This window comes from Cellvibrio sp. KY-GH-1, from assembly GCF_008806975.1.
In the GTDB taxonomy this organism is placed as follows: domain Bacteria; phylum Pseudomonadota; class Gammaproteobacteria; order Pseudomonadales; family Cellvibrionaceae; genus Cellvibrio.
Genome location: NZ_CP031728.1, coordinates 5700324 through 5722792 on the forward strand (window position 1 = coordinate 5700324; position 22469 = coordinate 5722792).

General features: G+C 45.6%; 15 protein-coding genes. 10 read left to right on the top strand and 5 right to left on the bottom strand.

Annotated features, from left to right (window positions below):
* The first annotated feature begins 301 nt into the window (after positions 1–301).
* On the top strand, positions 302–739 hold the full coding sequence (locus D0C16_RS23680; RefSeq protein WP_151034701.1) for an AraC family transcriptional regulator: 438 nt from the start codon (positions 302–304) through the stop codon (positions 737–739).
* Positions 740–786: 47 nt separating this feature from the next.
* Here the strand turns inward: D0C16_RS23680 and D0C16_RS23685 are convergent, their stop codons facing one another.
* The 3 genes from D0C16_RS23685 to D0C16_RS23695 all read right to left on the bottom strand — a co-directional run bounded on the left by D0C16_RS23685 (position 787) and on the right by D0C16_RS23695 (position 4640).
* A complete protein-coding gene (locus D0C16_RS23685; protein WP_191968609.1) occupies positions 787–1764 on the bottom strand; it encodes a response regulator in 978 nt (325 codons plus the stop codon).
* Between the two features lie 161 nt (positions 1765–1925).
* Entirely contained in the window at positions 1926–4016 is a 2091-nt protein-coding gene (locus D0C16_RS23690; RefSeq protein ID WP_151034703.1) for a sensor histidine kinase, read from the bottom strand.
* A gap of 3 nt (positions 4017–4019) precedes the next feature.
* Complete coding sequence (locus D0C16_RS23695) at positions 4020–4640, bottom strand: GNAT family N-acetyltransferase (RefSeq protein ID WP_151034704.1); 621 nt, start codon at positions 4638–4640, stop codon at positions 4020–4022.
* 448 nt (positions 4641–5088) lie between these two features.
* On the opposite strand from D0C16_RS23695, the gene D0C16_RS23700 reads away from it, so the two are divergent.
* From D0C16_RS23700 to D0C16_RS23730, 7 genes are all read left to right on the top strand, one after another.
* On the top strand, positions 5089–5724 hold the full coding sequence (locus D0C16_RS23700) for a response regulator (RefSeq protein ID WP_191968610.1): 636 nt from the start codon (positions 5089–5091) through the stop codon (positions 5722–5724).
* Positions 5725–5784: 60 nt separating this feature from the next.
* Entirely contained in the window at positions 5785–7944 is a 2160-nt protein-coding gene (locus D0C16_RS23705; RefSeq protein WP_191968611.1) for a TonB-dependent receptor, read from the top strand.
* 175 nt (positions 7945–8119) lie between these two features.
* Positions 8120–8464 carry a PadR family transcriptional regulator gene (locus D0C16_RS23710; RefSeq protein WP_151034707.1) on the top strand — a complete coding sequence of 115 codons (345 nt, stop codon included), beginning with the start codon at positions 8120–8122 and terminating at the stop codon, positions 8462–8464.
* The gene (locus D0C16_RS23715; protein ID WP_151034708.1) at positions 8451–9395 is read left to right on the top strand and encodes a hypothetical protein; all 945 of its coding nucleotides are present in this window, start codon (positions 8451–8453) and stop codon (positions 9393–9395) included. The genes D0C16_RS23710 and D0C16_RS23715 overlap by 14 nt, the downstream gene beginning before the upstream one ends.
* A gap of 270 nt (positions 9396–9665) precedes the next feature.
* Positions 9666–14042, top strand: coding sequence for a glycosyl hydrolase (locus D0C16_RS23720; protein WP_151034709.1), 4377 nt, complete (start codon positions 9666–9668; stop codon positions 14040–14042).
* A gap of 180 nt (positions 14043–14222) precedes the next feature.
* Positions 14223–14750 (top strand): hypothetical protein, encoded by a 528-nt coding sequence (locus D0C16_RS23725; RefSeq protein ID WP_151034710.1) that lies wholly within the window; start codon positions 14223–14225, stop codon positions 14748–14750.
* 35 nt (positions 14751–14785) lie between these two features.
* Positions 14786–15907: an SGNH/GDSL hydrolase family protein gene (locus D0C16_RS23730; RefSeq protein ID WP_151034711.1), complete on the top strand. Its 1122-nt coding sequence runs from the start codon at positions 14786–14788 to the stop codon at positions 15905–15907.
* An 89-nt stretch (positions 15908–15996) separates the two neighbouring features.
* Here the strand turns inward: D0C16_RS23730 and D0C16_RS23735 are convergent, their stop codons facing one another.
* Both D0C16_RS23735 and D0C16_RS23740 read right to left on the bottom strand, forming a co-directional pair.
* Positions 15997–16473 carry a hypothetical protein gene (locus D0C16_RS23735; RefSeq protein WP_151034712.1) on the bottom strand — a complete coding sequence of 159 codons (477 nt, stop codon included), beginning with the start codon at positions 16471–16473 and terminating at the stop codon, positions 15997–15999.
* 12 nt (positions 16474–16485) lie between these two features.
* A complete protein-coding gene (locus tag D0C16_RS23740) occupies positions 16486–17649 on the bottom strand; it encodes a helix-turn-helix domain-containing protein (protein WP_151034713.1) in 1164 nt (387 codons plus the stop codon).
* Between the two features lie 396 nt (positions 17650–18045).
* Between D0C16_RS23740 and D0C16_RS23745 the strand changes: the two genes are divergently transcribed.
* Both D0C16_RS23745 and D0C16_RS23750 read left to right on the top strand, forming a co-directional pair.
* Positions 18046–19827 (top strand): cellulase family glycosylhydrolase, encoded by a 1782-nt coding sequence (locus D0C16_RS23745; RefSeq protein ID WP_225318837.1) that lies wholly within the window; start codon positions 18046–18048, stop codon positions 19825–19827.
* Between the two features lie 329 nt (positions 19828–20156).
* A complete protein-coding gene (locus D0C16_RS23750) occupies positions 20157–22421 on the top strand; it encodes a discoidin domain-containing protein (RefSeq protein WP_151034714.1) in 2265 nt (754 codons plus the stop codon).
* Positions 22422–22469: the final 48 nt, after the last annotated feature.

The window sequence follows — 22469 nt, forward strand, 5'->3', positions numbered from 1 at the left end:
TGTTGATTTAGGTGCAATATTAGCCAAAAAAAGCGCTCGCCTATAACCATATTTTCATATCTGCGGCTGAATTATGCGGTGAAGGAATATTAGCAAGGAGGTTACTGTTTGGGTGGGCTGTTATTGCCGTTGGTAATTAACGTTGGATGTTTAAGTAGCTAGAGACTGGCCCAAAATGATTATGTTATGATCGCTGCAAGCGCAGTATGCACCATTTTAGAGACTTGAAAATTCGGTATGTGCTGCAGGGATTGTCTAGATATATTTTTACATCTACCTAGTAATGTAAGGAGCGGCTTAAATGATTCAATTACAACGCAACTATGGGAACGCTCTAATTAATGGTGAACCAGGGCAGGTAGCAATAGGGTCTTACGAAGAATATTTGGTTCTTGCACGAATTCCCCACTGTGAAGGGGTTTCAGCTCGGGTAATGGATGCGTTGCATCAGCGAGTCGGGCGCACCGAATTGACTATCGAGCAAGTCGCGTCTGATTTACACCTCACCAAGCGTACGCTGCAGCGCCGTCTACAAAGCCAAAATACCAATTTTGCACAATTGCGCGACGATCTTCGTTTTAATTATGCGATCAAGTATTTGATTGACGATAACATGAGTGTGGATCTGGTGTCGCGTGCGCTTGATTTCTCTGATCGTACTAGCTTCACCAACGCATTCAAGCGTTGGACCGGGTTGTCTCCCAGTTCTTTCCGCAAAATGTTCCGCGATCACGTTTAATTGAACGCCAGAGAGATGGATCTCTCCGGCTATCGATTTTCTAGTGTTTAATGCAGTAACCCTTTAGTCGGGGTATCAATGTTTTGTGGGGTGGTAGCTGTCTTGTCTGCAATCACTGCGCAATAGTAGTTCACAGCACCTTGGATGAGTGTGGATGGGTGAATCGACGTTTTCGCATTTGGCATGCGAGGTTCGTAGAAACCATCTTCGGTGTGAAATAAAGGAACAAATTTTCTTGACGCAATTGCTGTATGCAAGTCTGCAGGCGCACCTTCTTCAACGAGTATTTGCGTGTGCTCCTCCATATCTTCTTCCGTATAGATAACACAGCAGTGAGTGCTTCCATCTTTTGCGCGCAGCTCGAACCGAGATGGGTTGGATAAAAAATAATGCTCGACAACCTCCAGCTTAGTGCAGGCTTGTTCAAAATAGTAAGCAAGTTGAGGGTCTGCAAAAAATGGAGTGCCGCTATCTATCGCCTCTGCTTTCAGGCTGCTGGAAAGTTCGTTGAAATAGGCGTGTTGCAGTTGCTGAATAGCTTCCTTTAGTTCTTGCTGCATGTTCTCACTATTCTTCTTTAGATAATAATGAATAGTATTGTTGTTAAAGGCTCTCACGGCCTCGGCAGGAGTGGCATAACCTGTTAACAATATTTTTTTTATACTTGAGTTTTTAATCTTTTCGCAAAAATCGATACCATTCATTGTTGGCATAGAATAGTCGACTACGAGTACTGATACTTCCTGAACACGAAGTTCATCAAAGCGCTTAATATTCTGGTGGGTCAAGACGCGCTTCACCCAGGCATCTGAATCTCCTTGCAGCTTGGGTTTGTCTTCATCGGCGATGAGTTTCGCCTCGCGCTGAGCCTCGTTGATATAGGTTAGAGCTGAATCAGTGTTGTCGAAGACTTTAACATTGAATTCATGCGAAAACGTCAAAGATAATGCGTCCAGGAATTCCGGATTATCATCGACAAATACAACCTGTGTTGGATAATAGTAAAGAGGAATTTTTGATTTCACGCTGGTTATCCCACAAGCTATGACGTCATATTCATTGCACATATGAGGTCGATTAATTCTGGTTAGTCTTGCCATTGTATGCCAATTGCAGCAACGTGTGGAGTCGCAGCTGCAATAATGATAACTCTCTCTCCAGGAATGAATTGTCTAAAATGCGGTGATTATTGATTGAACCGCTTTTCAGCGGCATAACTGGCCCGTCTTTCTGCTAACTCATCCTTTGTCTGTTCTCCGGACAGTGACTCGTCTACAAGGCGGGACTTCAGGAAGGTAAGCGTAAATTTTGACCCTTCGTTTAGTTCGCTACTAACTTCTATCTGGGCATTATGTTCGTTGATTATGCGTTTTACTGCCTGCATGCCAATGCCATTACCCAGCTTTTTGGCGCTAAACCCAGGCTCCCATAGGTTGGCTAGCTGTTGCTCGGACATCCCTATGCCGCTGTCTTGTATGGAGAAAAAAACTTTCTCATCGTTTTCCCATGATTTAATTGTCAGAGTTAGGTCGGTGTTATCTCGGCGCGCTTCTGCTGCATTTTTAATCAAATTAATAAAGAGGATCTTTAAGTCCTCTGCATCGCCATTCACTTTCTGGACTGCGCCAAACTCATATGTGACGTTATCGAATGATTTTTCAAGTAGGTAGAGACAATCCTGAATCAGAGATTCCAGAGAGCACGGATGAATTCTGCGCTTATGCTTGCCACCCAATATACTGGCCATGGTGGCGATAAGTTTTGAGCCTCGCTCAACCTGCTCAAGCACTATGTCACGTTGTTTGTCGCGGTCATAAATATCGTTTGATAATACCCCGTCTATGATCGCGAAGGGGACTTTGATGTCGTGATGATAATGGTTCATCAAGCTAAGCATTGAAAGGGTTTTTTTTGCTTCACCCAGCTGTTCTTGCATGTGGTTTAGCCTTATTAGTCGACTAAGCACTTGCCCGAGTTCAGATTTGAGCCATTCAAAAATTTTCAGATCTTCATAACGATAGTAAGTGAAATTTGTGGGGTCTCCCACCATTAAAATGGCGGGTGCCTCATTGCCGGACGCGATTGGTATGCAGAGAGAAGCATTTAGCTTTTTCATTTCTTCCTGAAGGGTGTCCGGCATTTCGTCTGCGAGAATCAGTTGGGTCTGCGTCCGGCAATAGGTGACCAGAGCAGTATCGTGACTGATGGTTCCAAAGGAGGCTTCATGTGAACGAAGATTGCCTTCATTATTGAATTGCTCTCCCTCTTTTTGAATCATTAGTACCTTGTAGTTGTTCGTCTTGATAACTTTCAAAAACAAATGATCAAGAACATCTATTAGCATGGAAAAACTAATGGAATTTTTAAGATCAATTTCAGTTTCAGCTTTTACTTGGTCAAAATCGTACCCGTTTTTTACCAATATTTTTTTTGCACTGGGTAGGATCCACTTCAGCAGCCTCGGATAGGCTTCGAGAATTAAGGCTACAAACATCAGTAGAACAAGGATGCCGCCATTGGATTCAGTGTGGTCTCCAACGACTGAAGTCACTACGAAGTACAACCATACAAAAAAGCCGAGTAAAATGGCCTTAGTGAGGCCAACGCTGAGCGCAAGTCGAAAATCCATCAGATTGTGTTGAATTGTCGAGTAAAAAAGAAACGCGACAAAAACGATATTTGATATTGGCCCCATAAATTTTGATAAATAATAATTATGTGGCATGGTCTGAATTAAAAGAATGCCAATAAAGAAACACACTAGTAGTGTAATCAATACCCACTTGAGTCGCTGCTTCTCTCTGCTTAGTGCGGTTTTATAGGAGACGGCAACAAATACCAATGAGCTGAAAAAGCACCAAATAAAATAGCCCCCAAATGCGTAATAAATTAGATCCGGTTTGGGCAAATAGCCTCCATCAGTCGGAGCCAACTCTGATGGGGCTATAATAGCGTTCCCGAGAGATAAGCTGACGCTCATAATGAAACTTGGAATGACAATCAGGTTCCTAAATGAGCGAGATCTACTACCGAGTAAACGCCAGGTTAAAAGCGTAAAGAATGATGGGGCTAAAAACATTCCCCATCTGGTTATGTGAAACAGCGGCTGCAGCACATCCATACTCCCTATGGATGTTAAAAAATAAAGTTCCAGCGACCAAAAACCCAAGCAGCAAATAGTTAAGCCCAGAGCTTTTGCTGCGGGGTTATCTTTTTTTGATATTGCTAGCATTCCAACAACAATATCGATAATAGCTGTAATAAGGTATTGAATCATTTATCAGGCAGCTCTTAACTTGGTTCTCAACAATTTGTCAGCGGCATCCAGTTCAGTGCACACCATTAATACAGTTTTGAAACTCAGGTGTGGATAAGATTTAATGTCCGAGATTACCTTGGCGCCAAAAAGCTGATAAAAGCGGATATGTTCAGGTCTAACAGCGACAACCACGGATGTGGCCTGCTTCGCTAGCGATTCGTTAAGTACAGAGCCCATGAGCATTAATCTGGCCTGCATCCCCCCTTTACGTTGAAACGTCGGGTCTATAACAAATTTGTTCATTTCTACGAAAACATTATCATAACCAACATTGTCCCGTAGTTCTTTATCGAACACTTCCATAACCGGAATCATCAGATCCTTTTGGGATGGATTGTATACGCAGGCGCGCATCGAGCCTATTGCTTTGCTTCCCTGGTAAGCCAGAAAGCAGATACTGTTAGGTTTATCATCGTATTCGTCAATAAACTTAAGCGACGAATTTTCTTCAATGTATCCTTCGGCACTATAGCTTCTGTAACGCATCCCGTACACGCGGTCGAGCATGGGGCCTCTTGCAATAACACTATAGTAATCATTTTGTTGAATTGTGGCTTGGGTTTGGATAGCGGTATTTAACATGGGACACCTCTTTTTTGTTTGGGTTAAATTGCGTGAAAGCCGCTATAGACAAGCATTCGTGGATGCCTTAAGCGACAAAGTAACATTTGTGTGGCGCCGGGTTTTTTGATTTGGCGTCAAACTCCATTATGCTTAAAAAATATGCGACCTAAAACAACACTTTTGTAACTGTTGATTTAGATGCACCTATGGCGCCTAAGATTCTGACTTTCGTCAATTTTTGGAGTATGCATTTCTAACTATCATGTGTAAGTTCATAATCGACAGTTTGAGAAAGAGTTCTATGTGTCGGGTTGCGGTTGTTAAAGTGCGGCAGGCGCTATAAGGTTTTTTAATTACTTGGATTTCGGATTCATACTCAATGTCAGACATACAAAATGCGCAGAAAAATATCGATAATGTCGAAACCTTGTTTCATGACATTGCAACGCCGCTGTTAGTTGCGAAAATGAAAGCCGAACTGTTGGTGGATCATTTACCTCTGATTATCAAAGTCTTGGAGTCGTCTCCTGATCTATGTCATTCCTTACCTGCTGGAGAAAAGCTGCGCGAAGCGTTATTGGCGGCGCCTGAAATTATGTTGTCGAACTTGAAGGTGGTTCAAAAGAAAATAAACCTTTTATCGGCGTCATTGGTGCATCAAACCAATAATTTTTCGACAAATGATCCGGAAGCAGATGGTTCTTCAGGTGCCGGTGGTGCTTCGGGTAGGACTGCGGCAATAAAAACCATTCTTCTGGTAGATGATGAGGTTGTTCATCGCGATATAGGCGAACGCTTGCTTTCGCCGGTCTATGAGGTTGATTTTGCCAAAAATGGTTTAGAGGCGATCACGATGTGTGAGCAGAAGCATTACGATCTGATTCTGATGGATTTGCATATGCCTAAAATGAATGGCGAGCAAGCCACAGTTGCATTGCGCCCACGCATCAGCAATCAAACCATAATCTTCGGTCTGACCAGTTTGCCTATTGGGGTGAACCGGTCCGGGTTATTGGCGATGGGATTTACCGATTTTCTAGAAAAACCGCTTTCACTAAAGAGTTTGCAAAAGCTATTGCGAACTCATTCACTTAATGCGTAACATCTCGCCAATTCTTTATTTAAACGACAGGGAATGTTGAATTGGGGGTTTAAACTGTTCATGTGTATAACAATTAAAAAAATATTGTCCTCCGCAAATCTTGGCTGGACGGGGGTGGTGGTTGGTTCGCTGTCATCTACTTTGGTTTGGTCTCAGCCAACCCCGGCACTGGAAGAAGTTGTTGTTACTGCACAAATGCGAGAAGAACAGGTGCAGAACACCCCACTGGCAATCGGTATCTATAACAAAGCGACGCTCGAACAGCTTGGGGCAAATTCGCTGACATCACTGGAAACTGCAATTCCTTCATTGAATTTCGGCAGCGGTGATCGAAGTTCGCGTGGAGAAATTACGATTCGTGGCGTAGGTGACTATGCGCGGAATATTGGGACCAACGCGCGTGTGGCTGTGTATATCGATGGTGTGTTGGTAGGGCGTTCGCGAAGTTTTGACCAGGCCTTGCAGGACGCCGTACGCGTAGAGGTTTTGCGTGGCCCGCAAGGGACGCTTGCAGGAACCAACGCGTTGGCTGGATCCATTAATATTATTACTCAGCAGCCTGAGGACACATTTAAGGCTGGCCTGAATGTTAATGCGGGCAATTTCGATTTTTCCTCGCTTACGGGCTCTGTAAATATACCCTTAACAGACAATCTGTTTACCAGTCTGTTGCTGTCTACCACCGAGCAGGACGGTTATATCTACAATCAGACGCTCGATCAATATATACAAGGAGTTAACCGCGATACGGCGAAGCTGAAGCTGCGTTATTTAGGGGTAGAGCGCCTTACTTTGGACTTGGGGTTTGATTATCTGAAAGATGATAAGGATGCGACCAATTCAGAGGCTTTGGGGAACGGCTTATTCAATGGTTTTACACTGGCTCCGCAGCCGCTTAGTGTTGCGCACAATGCGGAAGAATATGAACGCCGCGAGTTAAAAGGCGCAACTATTAATGCTGTTTATGAGACGTCAGACTCGTTTCAGTGGACCTCGATTACCGGGCTTCGCGATAACGCATTTAGTGAGCTGAGTGAGGAAGACTATTCCCCGCTGGATGTTGCTATCAGCAAGATGGATGAAAAAAACGATCAGTTAAGTCAGGAAGTTCGTTTGACTTCGCCTAAAAGTGAATCCTTCGATTATGTTCTTGGGTTGTATTTGCTTGATCAAAATATTTCCACGAATCGGCAAGCAATAACTGGTGCGGTATTTCGTCCAAAACCCAATACCAGTACCAAAACACCTGCGACGGCCGGAGTAGAGTCCGCCTCATTTTACCTGCATGGTAATTATTATTTTAATTCGCGCTGGAGCCTGACGGCGGGGACGCGCTACATTAATGAAACGAAAGATATCGATTATTCAAGCATTGATACAACAGGGTTGTCGATCAATGTTGATCATCTGCGCGATCAGCAAACTTTTAATGAGTGGCTGCCCAAGTTAGGCCTTAATTTTCAATATACGTCGGATGTATTGTTTTATTCCAGCGTTGCGCGCGGTTATAAAAGCGGGGGGTGGAATGCGGACTTCCTCTCCACCCTGGAAAATTTCCAGTTTGACCCGGAATATGCTGTTAATTATGAGTTGGGTGTGAAATCCGCATTTTTTGATCAGCGTTTGACTCTAAATGCTTCTGTATTCCATGCCAGGTTCGATGACTATCAGGTCTTCCAATTTGTGCCCACCCAAACTGGAAGTGGTACGATTTTATCGTTAACCAATGCTGGAGAGGTAACGAGTCAGGGTGTTGAGTTGGATATGAGTGCTCAGCTTACCAAGCATCTTGCGATGAGCTTTAGTACTGCGCTGACGAAAGCAAGGTTCGACGAGTTTAAAAATGGGGGTGGTATAGGCATAGATTATGATCATAACTATTTGCCCTATGCGCCGGAGAATAACTATTTTGTTGCTCTGGATTATTCCCGGTCGATTGTGAAACGAGCTGAACTCTATGTTCACTTGGATTACAGTTATACCGATGATTATTTCTCAAATCCCAACAATACCGACGCCAATGCAATTCCCAGCCGCGATATTGTTAATGCTCGTTTGGGATTAACGCTGGACGTGGATTGGGATATATCACTGTGGGTAAAAAACCTAACAGATGAAGTCGATTTGCGCCAGAAGTCGGTTTCGTTTTTTGGGGTTCCGCGCGGTGTGTACACGTCACCGCGAACCTATGGTTTGGAAGTTCGTTATTCCTTTAACTAATCTCGCCTTTTCCTGATGTTCAATTCATGAAGCCCGGGCCGCCTTGCTGTCCGGGTTTTCTCTTTCATATCAAGCACTTATCGTTAGAATAAAAAATAGCCTAAAAACTCGTTGCAAATTTTTACTGTGTGGCGCATAGTAAATACTGTGTATTGCATAGTATGTGGAGCACAGTATGTCGGATGAACAATTTGAAAAGCTTAGGCAGGAATTGCGACGGGGGATTTTAGTCCTGGCGGTTTTGGGATCTTTGCGCAAGCCGCACTATGGCTACTCCCTGCGCAAGCAACTGCAGGATGAGGGTTTGGATATCGATGAAGGCACGCTTTACCCATTGGTGCGTCGGCTGGCAGACCAGGGGCTATTAACCAGTGAATGGCAATTAGGGGAAGGGCGTGAGCGCCGCTACTACCAATTGTCCCCGGAAGGCGCGGGTTTGCTGGAAAGCCTGAGTGCCGAGTGGCTGCAGTTAAACAATCACGTGAGCAAAATACTGGAGGCGGGAAATGGAGCTGATTGATCGTTATATGAATGCCGTCGCGCAAGCATTACCGGAAAGTCGTCGCGATGAAATTACCCGCGAACTGCGCGCGAATATTCTCGATAAGCTGGAAGCCATTGCGGAAGAGCAGGGGCGTGATGTCTCTGAAGCTGAGGTATCGGCGGTGCTGAAAGAACTTGGCCACCCGCAAAAAGTAGCGGGGAGTTTTTTAACGGGCCAGCAGCTTGTCAGTGCGGAGTTGTTTCCGCTGTATAAGCAAGCGCTACATTTCGGGTTGATTCTGGTATTTATCCTGGCGCTGATTCAATTTGGCATTCATCTGCTGAATAGTGGAGATTTGGCGATAGCCAATTTTTTCTACGAGATGCTCTCCAAGACGTTGATTATGTTTGCCTCGGTCACGGGTGTTTTTTACCTACTGAGTAATCCGGTCGGTGGCAAGGCCTACTTCGATCCCTATCAATGTTGGGCCCCGGAAAAATTGCCGCCGGTAACGCGCCCTTGGCAAAGAATCAGCGCCTGTGAGCAAAGTGTCGATTTTGCTTCGGATTTGTTTGCCTTGCTGTTACTGAATTACGCCCTGTGGATACCGTCGGGCCAACTGGCTAACCTGACAATCGTTTTTGCGGAGCCGGTGCAGCAATGGGTGCCAATACTGTCGATAATCTTGATCGTCTCGCTGGTTTTTGGTTTATGGAAGCTGATTTACCGCTACTGGACTATTCCGAGCTTGCTGCTAGAGGCCGCGATTAATGTCGCCATCGCCATACCGTTATTATTGGTAAGCCGTTTGACACCTATCGTGGTGGATACCGCCAGTGCAACAACGCATTTGGAAGTATTAAAAATTGGCAATGGCGTCATCAGTACCGGGTTGTTCTGGGTTGGGATATGGTTGATCTTTATGGCGGGCTGGAGTGTATATCGTGCCTGGCAGCTTTCGCGTTAATAGATGATGATGAAAAAACACGTGATGGAAGTAACAAAAGCATAAAGTGGGACATGCAAGATAATAAAGCGAAACCTTTGTGGCGCGCTGGTTTGCGGTGTTCGGATACTGCAAACCAGCCAAACGCGAAATAATTTCAACGATCCCGCTAGTCGAACGCCTGTAGTGGAAATTGGAGAGAAACTCACCGCATCGAATCAGTTTGCAAGACTGGTCGAGCAGAGAGAACCACTAATAAAAGCAATCCAATAACCATAAACAGGTATCACCATGAAAACTCCCATGCGGTTATTAACACCGGGCATGTTTGCTCTGGGTGTTGGTTTGGCAACAGCCAGCAATAGCTATGCACAAACGCCCCTCTGGGCAGACGAATTCAACGGGACGCGAATCGATAACTCAATCTGGTCATACAAAGTCGGCGGCGATGGCAACGGCAATGGCGAACTTCAGTACTACACGGCGCGCAGTGAAAACGCTTATATAGAAGATGGCAAACTCGTCATCGAAGCCAAGCGCGAATCCTATGAAGGTAAACAATTTACCTCCGCGCGTTTGCACACCAACGGACGTATGGCTTTTAAATACGGCACCCTGGAAGCGCGTATTAAATTGCCGCGCATGGACAATGGTCTCTGGCCAGCGTTTTGGATGCTCGGCACCAACTTTGGTTTGGATGGTTGGCCAAAGTCCGGTGAGTGGGACATTCTTGAAGCGGGTTATAAAGCCGCGCAAACCAATGGCACTGTCAACAAATCCGTTTCCGGTGCTATGCATTGGTGGCATGAAGCGGGAACCTGGAGTACCTGGCTGCAGGCGGATAGCTCAGCATCAACAACATTGCCAGTGAATCTTTATGAGGATTACCACACTTACAAACTGGATTGGACGCCGAGCAAAGTAACCATCAGTGTGGATGGTAACGCGTATTTCACCATGGACATCACCGACCCCAACATGTCGGAATTCCGCGATAATCCGGCGTCGATTATTTTGAATCTGGCTGTTGGTGGCTTTAACTTTGTCGAGATCACCGACCCCGCGCAAATCACCGCACCTTTCCCCGGCAAAATGTACGTGGATTACGTTCGCCTTTACGCGAATGCTAACACTGAGTTGAAAGTCGCGAGCGACGATCTGCCCAGCGGCAATTTCGGCGTGAGTACAGAAACTACTCCGGTATTAAACGAATTGAATTGGGGTGATCGCACCAGCCTTTACGTGTGGAACAATATGACCAATATCGCCACCTCACCTTCTGAAGGCAGCGGCGCATTGGCCTATTCGATTGCACCGGGCAACTGGTGGGGTATGGGGTTGGTCCACAAAGACTACAACATGCGCAATTACAAACACGGCTATTTGCACCTGGATATCAAAACCAGTTCCACCAGCAGTTTCAGCATTGGCATGGCGAGCACGTCCGGTGGCGACGGTAAAGTGGATTTCAATGAAGGTGGCGATCAATACGGTTTGGTGCGCGACGGCAACTGGCATCACGTAGCAATTCCATTGAGCAAATTTGGCAACCTGGATTTTGAAACCATCAAAACTTTTTTCAGTGTGTTTGGCCCTGCACCCGCAGCAACCATGGAAATTGCGTTCGACAATATTTATTTAACTGAAAGCATCCCATTGCAAGCACCGGAGTTTGGCAATTTCGGTATTTATACTGAAACACCCGATCACAAAAACGCGGGCGAATTTGCGTTTGGTGTGAGCGGCGATTTATTCCTGTGGGACAACACGCTCACACTCGAAAGCGGTGCCAATAAAGAGGGTAATTCTGCGTTGCATTTGAAATCTACTGGCAAAGGCTGGTACGGAATGGGCTTGACCGCGCGCGATGGATTTAACCTTACCGCGTTTGATAACCCCAATGCGAAATTACATTTCTCGCTGAAAACTACCCACACGGGTGATTTCCAAATCGGTTTCAAAAGTGGCCCATTGAATGGGATTGGCCAGAAGTGGATTAACTTCAAAGCGGGTAATGACCCTTACGGCTTTATGCGTGATGGGCAATGGCATGAAATTCAAATCCCCGTGAGTGAACTTGCGAAGGATCTGGATTTATTTGATGTGCGCCAATTGCTGCAAGTGCTTGGCGGCGGTGAAACTGCAGGCATCAGTATTGATGATGTTTATCTTTCTGGCGGTCAAGCAGCGAAAGATCCTGGCACTAACGGTACTGTCGTCAATCGCGCTCCATCAGCAGCAGTAAAAACTTCCATCATGGGCGGTATAGCACCTGCAATGGTTACCTTTGATGGTACAAAATCGGTTGACGTCAACGGTGATGCATTAACCTACAGTTGGGATTTTGGTGATGGCACAACCGGCACCGGTGCAACTGCAAATCACACTTACACTAGCGAAGGCTCTTATCATGTCACACTGACGGTGAGCGACGGAGAATTAAATTCAACCGCAAAAACGGTAATTTTTGTCGATAAAGATTTCGGCAAAGCTGGCAAAAGTAAAAAGCGCGGTTTGGGTTACGGCACTCATTCGGTAGAAGACTTAGCGGTAATTTCCAAAGGTATTAGCTGGTGGTACAACTGGAGCCACAGCCCGGATTTGGCAGTGAAAGATGTTTACCAACAATATGGTGTTGAATTTGTGCCCATGGCATGGAACGGAAACTTCAACGACCAGGCTATGCGCACTTACATCGCCGCGCATCCGGATGTGAAATATATCCTCGCGTTTAACGAACCCAACTTTATCGATCAAGCAAACATGACGCCGTCGCAAGCCGTTGCACAATGGCCGCGTTTGGAAGCTATCGCCAATGAGTTTGGGCTAAAAATTGTGAGTGTGGCGATGAACTATTGCGGCAACTGCGTCACTGAAAACGGGACAACTTATTACAGTCCGTTCGATTACTTCGATGATTTCTTCCGTCTTTGCCCAACCTGTAAAGTGGATGCGATTTCCATTCACGCATACATGCCCGATGTAAATGGCGTTGAGTGGTACGTGAATGAATTTAAAAAATACGGCAAGCCAATCTGGATGACCGAATTCTCCGCATGGGAAACGGTAAAAACATTGGATGATCAAAAACGCATGCTGATTCAAGTGGTGGATTCATTTGAAAACAATGCGGATATGCAACGATACGCATGGTTTACCGGTCGTCGCAATGGTCATCCATTTAACGGTCTATTTGATTATCGTCAGTCCGGTGTATTGGCTGAACTCGGCAATATATATGTCAATATGCCAGTGCATGGTGATGCCAGCGTTCATACCTTGCCGAAGTTAGTGCAAGCAGAAAATTACGCAACCCGTAATGGAGTTCGCGTAGAAGAAACCAAAGACGTGTCGGGATTTCTAAACCTGAGCGATGTAGCTGCTGGTGAGTGGGTGGAGTATAACCTGACTGGGGCTGCTGCGAATTACGATGTGAGTTTGCGCATTGCGAGCGAAGCATCGGGTACTATCAATGTGTTGGTGGATGGTGTGCAAAAAGCAGTAATCAATGTTTCATCAACTGGCGGATTGCAAACCTGGGCAACGGTAAATTCACAACTCTCATTAACTGCTGGTGCGCACAAATTGCGTTTGGTATTTAATCAGGCAATTAATTTGAACTGGGTGAAGTTCAGTGCGGCTTCTGCAAGCAGTTCCAGTGTTGCACCATCGTCTTCACCCAGAAGTTCCAGCAGTGTTGCTACTACTTCGTCGCTGAGAAGCTCGTCAGTGGTTAGTTCATCCAGTGTTGCAGTAACTTCTTCCAGATCCTCGTCGTCTGTTGCAAGTTCAACCAGCAGCGTTGTAGTAACTCCATTTGGAAACCTCGCATTGAATCGCCCAACCGTTGCATCAACAACCGAAGGCGAAGCCTGGGCAGCGGTGAACGCGACTGATGCCAGCGCAACAACACGCTGGGCCAGCATTTCTGCCGATCCGCAATGGATTATGGTGGACTTGGGTGCGAACCGCAGCTTCAACCAAATCGTATTGCAGTGGGAAGCCGCTTATGGAAAAAGTTATTCCATTCAAACGTCTACCAGTGGCACCAGTTGGACCACTGTCTACCAAACTTCCACGGGTGTTGGTGGTCGTGAAGTGTTGAATGTGGCTGGTACTGGTCGTTTTGTGCGTGTGTATGGCACCGAGCGTGGCACTGGCTACGGTTATTCACTCTATGATTTCCAGGTGAATAATTTCGCTGTTACTTCTAGTTCTGCTGCATCTTCTTCGGTAAAAAGTTCCAGCAGTGCACTGAGCAGTTCTGTTGCCAGCAGCGTAGCCGGCAATGTGAACCTCGCGTTGAACCGCACTGCAGTTGCGTCGTCAGACGAGTGGGGCGGTAACTCTGCAGCTCAGGCCGTGGATGGAAACTCCGCAACTCGTTGGAGCAGTCAATTTATCGATAATCAATGGATTTACGTCGATCTTGGCAGCAGCAAAACCATTAGTCGCGTGAAATTAAAATGGGAGGGCGCTTATGCGAAGGCTTACAACATCCAGGTTTCTAATGATGCAACTAATTGGACTACAATAAAATCAGAGCTTAACAGCGATGGTGATGTGGATGATCAAGCTGTTTCCGGCACCGGACGTTATGTACGTATCCTCGGCGTCACCCGGGCTAATGGTTACGGAATATCGCTGTGGGATTTTGAAGTTTATTAATTTGAATTAACCTCGATGTATTGATGTTGGTTGAGCCGCGTAAAGGAAACTTTACGCGGCTTTTTATTATCACTTGTTGACCTTACCCCATTACTTTTGTAGGTTGGGGCGGGCCGCGCAGGCTGCGCTTGCGAACCCCAACATGCTTATGAGATATCACAACGACCAAAGGAAAAAATAATGAAATCACCCACTGCACTCGCAACAGTTGCCGCAACACTTATTGCATTATTGACCATTAATACGCAAGCCGCAGACCTTGTTCCAGTAAAAAGCCAATTCAATGCCGACGAAATAAAATGGATTCAATCCAACGGAAATTCCAGCATTAGCGGTGCAGCATTTCTGCAATTAAATGAAAAGGAACAAAAAGGTTGTTCCGGTTTTGGTGTGGAACTCTTGCCCGTGGCTGATTATTCCAATGAGCGTATTCTGAAAATCTATGGCAATAATTCTTTAGGGAAAGTGTTAATGAAAAATAACCCGCCAAAATTCACCCCGGACCCCAAGGAATACCATGAGCTGGTCAGGAAATCCCAGTGTGATGAGAAAAACCAGTTCTCGTTTAAGGATTTACCCGCAGGTGAATATTACGTGATCTTTTTTATTATCTGGAAAAATGAAGTTGGGGTAGATGATGGCGGTGCGTTGATGAAGCGGGTTTCGCTAAAGGCCGGTGAAAATGCAATTGTGCAAATTAACAAGTAATAAAAACTAAATCACTGTAGTAGTTGGAGGGAGCTGTGCAGAGTCTATTGACAAGAAAAGTATTTAACATCCGGGCGATAATAGCAGGAATAGTGTTTTCAGGTGGAGTGTTTGCCGATGTCGCTGCCTCCCAACCGGATTCTTACGCCTTGCCTGTGCACTACAGTGGCCGCGTGCTAGTGGAAAAAAAGAACCAGTTAACAAGTTACACCTATTCCTGGCCCGGTGTTTATTTTGAAGCGGAGTTTACTGGATCAGAACTGGATGTCAGGTTGAATGATGCTAACAATATCCTTAGCCTAATCATTGATGACAAAGAGCCCGTAGTATTGACCAGGCCGGGAAAGATCACTCACTCACTGAAAAATCTAGGCAAGGGGCCACACAAAGTTCGCTTGGAAAAACGTACAGAAACGCCTATGGCAACCGGGACATTTGAAGGGTTTTATGTTCCTGCCAAAGCGGCCCTGTTGCAGCCCGAGCCCCGGCAACGAAAAATAGAATTTATTGGTGATTCATTCTCTGTTGGTTATGCTAATTTGTCAGTGAGTCGTCAATGTAAATACGACGAAATTTTCAGTACAACCAACACTCATCAGGCATTTGGTGCACTGACGGCAAAACACTTTAATGCTGATTATCAAATCAATGCGATTTCTGGTAGTGGTGTGGTGCGTAATTATAATGGCGCCTTTCCCGATGAAAATTTCCGGCGGTTTTATCAGTACACATTTGTTGGCAATAAAACCATTAAATACGCAAACGTCTGGTCACCGAATATTATTGTGTTAGAGCTTGGGGGAAATGATTTTGCCACACCCTTGAATCCGGGCGAAAAATGGAAAAATCGTGAGGAGTTACAGCAAGATTTTGTAAAAAGCTACACGTCATTCATTCTAGGCTTACGCAAACAGCACCCACAGGCAAGCTTGGTCTTGTTGGTGCCCCATGCTCCTTCGGATGAAATGCTTCAGCAGCATAATAAAGTCGTGGAACAGTTGAAATCCAATGCCCAAACCCGCGTGCACTTGTTGAAGCTTGAACCTATGGAACTAACTGCTTGCCAATGGCACCCATCTGCAAAAGATCATCAGTCAGTGAGCCAGCAGCTGGTTGATTTTATAAGTTCTAAACCCGAACTCTGGAGTGGGAACTAGTAGCTTCCCTCAACCTTGGTCATGTGTGCCCTATGACGAGCTAACCCGTTTTTTGGATGAGAGTAGTAGCTATTGATTACCTGTTGTTACTACTCTTTTAAAATCGACGGATTCACTTCCAAGAGTATTTTAATAATTTTTCCATCCGGTAATTTATGAAGTTTTGGGATGGAAAAGCGTTCCCCAGTCTTGGTTTTTAGGAAGTAATCAATTCGTGAGCTGTTACTGCCGATAACCCGTGAGGTTACTATTTTTTGAATATCGGATAGCAGGAGGTTGAAGCCTCCCGTTTGGGTGCGGTGTTCGACTCGTTCATCAGTAATTGTGAATTCGTGGTAATTGGGGTGACGAAAATGCCACCAGGCAATACCTTGTAAAAGAAGAAATCCAATAATAACCATACCAGGGACAAAATAGCGGGCTGCAGGGTCTATAGAGCCCTTACCGTAATACATAATAGCTCCGCCCACCACCATAAAACTCAGGGGTATAACTATGCCAAGTTTTACAAATTCGTGCCCAATATCGGCATTGGTTATTTCATAGTGTAAGTGTGTTCTTGTCATATTTTTCCCGAACTATTGCGGCAAATGCTCCTGTCGGTATTCGGAAGGAGTTTTGCCCACGTGTTTTTTAAAGAAAGTATTGAATACCGATTTGCTGTTAAAGCCCGCATCCAGGTAGATGTGCGTTATGGTTTTGGATTTGTGTTTAGGGTCGGCGAGCATTTTTTGTGCTTCTTCGATGCGGTAGCGATTTACAAATTCATAGAAGTTGCTATCGAAGTGGCGGTTGAACACCAGCGATAAATCGCGCGCAGGAATATTCAGGGTTTCGGCCAGCATGTCCAAGGTTAAATCCGGTTCCAAATAGGGCTTATGTTCGCGCATGGCGCTGTCGATACGTTCGGCAAAACCGGTGTTAAGCAGCTTTTCTTCCACCGGCTTTTTGGAGTCGTCCTTTTGTTTTACGGCAATAAAGCCGGAGAAGTAGCGCATGCTGGTAAATACCAGCACTAATACCAGAACGAAGACAACGTAGTAACCCGTCAGCCCAATCACTTCAAACCAGTGGGGGTGAAAAGGAATAAATAAGTGCAGAATCTTGGTGCAGGCGAGGGTAGCCTCAGTGGTGGCGATAATCAGGAAGCCAATCACCAACCCAATCAGCCAGCGAATATCTACCCGTTCAATATTGGAATGCGTGGTTTTTAACTGGTCGCGATATTTCGCAATCAAAAACAGGCTGGCCACGCAATAACCAATACGCATGGCTTTGCATAAAAAGTCCATGATCAAATAGCCGGGGCTGTACATATAAATATCGTCATCAATCAGCATGACGCGCTCTTCCAGGCTGTGAGTGTAAAAGGTCAGCCCCAGAAAAACGGCGAACAATCCCAAGGGTAATAGATGTAATCCATCGCGTTTATGCAAGGTAAAATCGTCATACACCAATGACTTTATATAGAAATAGAGTAGCGCTGCATCCACATAGAACCCGAAACCAATCCACAAAAACAAACGCGGATAATGCTCCAGTGCAATCATTTTAAAATCAGCGCCCCAGAGCACTAACTCATGGACGGGTATAAATGCATGGGCTAATAAAAAGGCGGCCAGGAAATAATTACTTTTATTGGCAGGTGGATTGGTGACCAGTAGCAGTATTGCAAAGCAGGCGCATTGCACGGCGGTCATCATCAGGACCAAATCGTGGATATTAAAAATTGTTTCGTTCATGTTGACCGGTGATTGGGTTAGTTATCGTTATAGTTGGATTTCAAAGACTGGCGTAACCGAGTATAGAGCAATCGCTTCGCCTGCATAAAAAATTGCCGCACAAACCAACAAGCTATTATTGCGCATTCACATAGGACTATGACAATTCTTTACAGGCTGGATGATTTTCCTGCAAATTTGCTAACTCCTTGTTTATGCATTTATTTTTTGCCTCAGTTCCCGTTTCTGAAGATGCAGTATGACAAAACTGGGAGCCAATAGCGTTCGCGTAGCGGTTATTCGAACGCATAACCACCCGTAAATACCTACACTGGGCACATAAAATTCTATGTGCATCTATCGCTGTGCTTCCGATAGTTCATCTGAAAACACAATAAATCAGATAAGAGGTTTTCCGTGAAATCGATTAGGTCTCGTGTTGTTCAAACGTTTATGTTTGTTGCGGCAAGCCTCGTTGCCGGCCTAAGTAGTGGCAATACCGGTGCTCCAAGTTTCTTGCGTGCAGATGGTCACTTTATTGTGAATGAGCAGGGCGACAAAGTCCTACTGCGCGGAATGGGGTTGGGCGGCTGGATGCTGCAAGAAGGTTACATGCTCAAGTTGGGGAATCTGGGGCAGCAACATGTAATACGTGCAAAATTTGAAGCGTTGGCTGGCAAAGCCGCAAGCGACGAATTTTATAACGCCTGGCTTGCCAACCACACTACCAAGGCGGATATAGATGCAATGGCGCAATGGGGCTTTAACTCAGTGCGCCTGCCAATGCATTTCAATCTTTATACCTTGCCGATTGAGCAGGAACCTGTGGTTGGTCAAAACACCTGGCTGGACCAGGGCTTTGTCATGACTGATCAATTAATCGCCTGGGCCAAGGCGAATAATATGTATGTGATTCTGGATTTGCATGCAGCACCGGGCGGGCAGGGTAATGATTTCGCCATTTCTGATCGCAATCCAAACCTGCCCTCACTCTGGCAGAGTGAAGCCAACCAGCAAAAAATGATCGCCCTCTGGCGCAAGCTTGCACAGCGTTATGCCAATGAACCCACTGTTGGAGCTTACGACATTATCAATGAGCCCAACTGGGGCTTTGAAAATGCAGCGGATAAAAATGGTTGTAAAGAAACCAAAAATGCACCGCTGAAAAAGTTATTGCAGGATGTGACCCAGGCTATTCGTGAAGTGGATAACAAACACATCGTCATTATCGAAGGCAATTGCTGGGGCAATAATTATTCCGGGGTGCTGCCTTTGTCGGATAACGCCGAGGCAAACAAAAACCTGGTGCTGAGTTTCCATAAATATTGGAACAACAACACTGTTGGCGATATCAGCGGCCATTTGGCGCTGCGCGAAAAATACAATATGCCCATCTGGTTGGGGGAATCAGGCGAAAATTCCAACCTCTGGTTTACTGATGCAATTCAATTGGTGGAGTCCCAGGGAATTGGCTGGGCCTGGTGGCCGTTGAAAAAACTTGGGTTTAATAATCCTCTCGAAATAAAACCCAATGCAGATTATTGGAAAGTGGTTGACTATTTAACGGGTAAGGGTGAGAAACCCAGCGCCGCTGTTGCAAAAAAAGCATTGCTGCAATTAGCGGAGGATATTCGGTTCGAGAAAAATCAGTTCCACCCGGAAGTGATTGATGCCATGTTTCGTCAACCTTATTCCTATACCAGCGTGCCCTTTAAAAATCACCGCATTAAAAAGTCCGGCGGCACAGTATTAGCTGTGGATTTTGATATGGGTCGCAGTGGCGTTGCCTACTGGGATGTTGACTCTGCCAATTATCACGTATCGACTGGTAAAGAGCGTACGCTCTGGAACCGTGGCACGACTTATCGCAATGAAGGTGTAGATATTGAATTCGATGCGACAAAAAAATCCTATGTGGTAACTCATTTTGAAGCCGGTGAATGGTTGGATTATACGGTGCAGGTGGATAAAGCTGGCACTTATGAACTCGCAGCGGTTGTTAAAGCGCCAAATGGCGACGGGAAAATGAGTGTGAGTGTGAACAATCAAAATTTAAATGCAGACGTAAATGTACCTGCATCACAAAATTATCAATCAGTAACAATTTCGAGTGTAAAATTGTTACAAGGTGCTAACAGGTTACGGTTTTACTCAAAATCAGGAGCGTATAATCTCCATTCGTTAGTGTTACACCCTTGATGCTTTTTTCTCGTGCTGTAGCGAATCGTTTTCCGATTTAGCTATCCCCTCGGGAGCCTTATGGCTCCCTTTTTTATCTAAAATATTTTTTGCGCACCAACTCATTTATTGCGTGATTCAATTCAAATTATTTTGGTCGTATGCCTGCAGTTGATTAAACGAACGCCTATTTTTTGGTTCTTTGCGTTTGGTAGAACCTGTTGTCACGGATTTGCTTGCACAATTTTTTCGATTCGATAGTTAACCGATTATCGAAGCGTAACGGCAGCGCAGTTTCTTATCGGGAACTGTGATTCCCGCAAGCTTAATAACCACAGCAGGAACATAATATGAATAATTCCACGCTCAACTCGACCCGCTTTAGAAAATACTCTCGCCATTTTTTGTCATTGGCAGTTACTCTCGTAATGAGTAGTGCCGCGAATGCGCAAACGCTTATTTGGAGTGATGAATTTAACGGCTCCCAGTTAGACCCGAATGCCTGGAATATTGAAACTGGCACTGGCATCAATGGTGATTGGGGTACAGGGCAATTGGACCGCGCTACTGAACGCCCGGAAAATATCAGCATTAAACAAGGTATTGCTGGTGCCGATGGTGGTGCCTTGGCTATTACCACCCGCAAGGAATTTTATATCGATAAGGATTACACCAGCGGCCGCATTAACACGGCTGGCAAAGTCGCTTTCGGCCCAGGTTACAAAATTGAAGCGCGTGTTTGGGCAAAGGATGTGAAATACAAAGGGCAAGGATTTGCGTTCTGGATGATGCCCAATGAAATTCCGCCCGGTGAAGATCATTTAATGTGGCCACAAGGTGGTGAAGTGGACATTATGGAATACGTTGGCTCCATTCCCTTCCATAATTTGGGCACCGTGCATTACGCCTGGTTCTGGGAAAATAATGCCTATCAGGATTGGAACCATGGCCATCTCGGCGGTTACTACAGCTATAAAGATAAGCAGGGGCCAGATGAGCCCGAGTGGATTCAAGTGGACCTCGGCAGTGCACAAGGGTTTAATCAAGTTGTTTTAAATTGGGAAGGCGCTTACGGCAAAACTTACAAAATCCAAACCTCTAATGATCAAGTGAATTGGACCGATGTTTATTCCACTGCCAACGGTGATGGCGGTGTGGATGTGATCAACGCGAATGGTAATGGTCGCTATGTGCGCATGTACGGCAGCGAGCGTGCAACTGAGTGGAGTTACTCGCTGTTTGAATTTGAAATTAAAAATTTTGCCGGTACTAACCTCGCGTTAAATCGGCTTGTTACCGTTTCTTCATTGCAAGCACCGGATCTCGCTGGGGCAAATGCGGTGGACGGACAAACCTCCACGCGCTGGAGCAGTAATCTGCGCAACCCGGGTTATGGCAATTATCCACCTGCGGTAAATGACCAGAATGCAGGCAGCTGGGGTTGGCACACTTACGGTGTGAATTGGCATAGCGACCGCATCGAATTTTATGTGGATGGCAATGTGTATCACATCCATTATTTAAATGATGGCGGTGCATTCCCTCCGGCAGATGGCAATGATTCTGCGCGCACGGAAATTCGCAATGGCAAACGTACCTATGTTTCTGAATATTCCAACCACTTTCCGGAATGGCATCCGTTCGAGCACCAAATGTATTTAATTTTAAGTTCGGGTGTGGGCGGTCAATCCGGATTTACTTACGGTGGTGGAATTGTTCCTGAAGCAGTATTCCCAGCATCGACATTAATAGACTGGGTGCGTGTGTATTCATTGGGCGGAGGTAAACCTCCCGTGCTGCCACCGACAACACCGCCAGTGAATCCACCGGATAATACCAACCTTGCGTTAAATAAAATTGCGGTAGCTTCATCGCAAGAAGCAGAAGTTATGTCTGCAACTCAAGCGGTGGATGGCAATACCAATTCGCGTTGGGCCAGCCAATGGACAGATGCACAATGGATTTATGTGGATCTCGGTAGCAGCAAAGCCATTAATCGCGTGCTATTAAAATGGGAAGCTGCCTACGGCAAGTCCTATCAAATCCAGGTATCGGATGACAAAGTAAATTGGACCACTATTTATTCCACCACTACCGGCGATGGTGGTGTGGATGATATTACAGCGTCAGGCACTTGCCGCTATGTGCGCATGAACGGCACTCAGCGGGGTACGGGTTATGGTTATTCGCTGTTTGATTTTGAAGTCTATGGCGGCGGAATTTCTCCACCAGTAACCACCAACAAAGCGCTGAATAAACCAGCAACGTCTTCGAGTGATGAAGGCGCCGCCTGGAATGCCGCGCAAGCAGTGGATGGCAATGTGAATACCCGTTGGGCCAGCCAATGGAGTGATGCGCAATGGATTAAAGTGGATCTTGGTTCAGTGCAAAGCATTAGCCGTGTAAAACTCAATTGGGAAGGTGCTTTCGGAAAAAACTACCAAGTGCAAACCTCAATCGACAACCTGAACTGGACAACCATTCACACAGTAACCAACGGTGATGGTGCAATTGATGATTTAACAGTAAGTGGTTCAGGCCGTTATGTGCGTATTAATGGCACAGCTCGCGGTACGGGTTACGGTTATTCGTTGTGGGATTTTGAGGTTTATTGATTGTAAAATTCTGATCCCAAAAGGCGGCATTTTTGCCGCCTTTTTATT

What these genes read in the sequence shown, in the direction of transcription:
- D0C16_RS23680 (WP_151034701.1), top strand. Translation starts at nt 302, where the DNA reads ATGATTCAATTACAACGCAACTATGGGAACGCTCTAATTAATGGTGAA.
- D0C16_RS23690 (WP_151034703.1), bottom strand. Translation starts at nt 4,016, where the DNA reads ATGATTCAATACCTTATTACAGCTATTATCGATATTGTTGTTGGAATG.
- D0C16_RS23695 (WP_151034704.1), bottom strand. Translation starts at nt 4,640, where the DNA reads ATGTTAAATACCGCTATCCAAACCCAAGCCACAATTCAACAAAATGAT.
- D0C16_RS23700 (WP_191968610.1), top strand. Translation starts at nt 5,089, where the DNA reads ATGAAAGCCGAACTGTTGGTGGATCATTTACCTCTGATTATCAAAGTC.
- D0C16_RS23705 (WP_191968611.1), top strand. Translation starts at nt 5,785, where the DNA reads ATGTGTATAACAATTAAAAAAATATTGTCCTCCGCAAATCTTGGCTGG.
- D0C16_RS23710 (WP_151034707.1), top strand. Translation starts at nt 8,120, where the DNA reads ATGTCGGATGAACAATTTGAAAAGCTTAGGCAGGAATTGCGACGGGGG.
- D0C16_RS23715 (WP_151034708.1), top strand. Translation starts at nt 8,451, where the DNA reads ATGGAGCTGATTGATCGTTATATGAATGCCGTCGCGCAAGCATTACCG.
- D0C16_RS23720 (WP_151034709.1), top strand. Translation starts at nt 9,666, where the DNA reads ATGAAAACTCCCATGCGGTTATTAACACCGGGCATGTTTGCTCTGGGT.
- D0C16_RS23725 (WP_151034710.1), top strand. Translation starts at nt 14,223, where the DNA reads ATGAAATCACCCACTGCACTCGCAACAGTTGCCGCAACACTTATTGCA.
- D0C16_RS23735 (WP_151034712.1), bottom strand. Translation starts at nt 16,473, where the DNA reads ATGACAAGAACACACTTACACTATGAAATAACCAATGCCGATATTGGG.
- D0C16_RS23740 (WP_151034713.1), bottom strand. Translation starts at nt 17,649, where the DNA reads ATGAACGAAACAATTTTTAATATCCACGATTTGGTCCTGATGATGACC.
- D0C16_RS23750 (WP_151034714.1), top strand. Translation starts at nt 20,157, where the DNA reads ATGAATAATTCCACGCTCAACTCGACCCGCTTTAGAAAATACTCTCGC.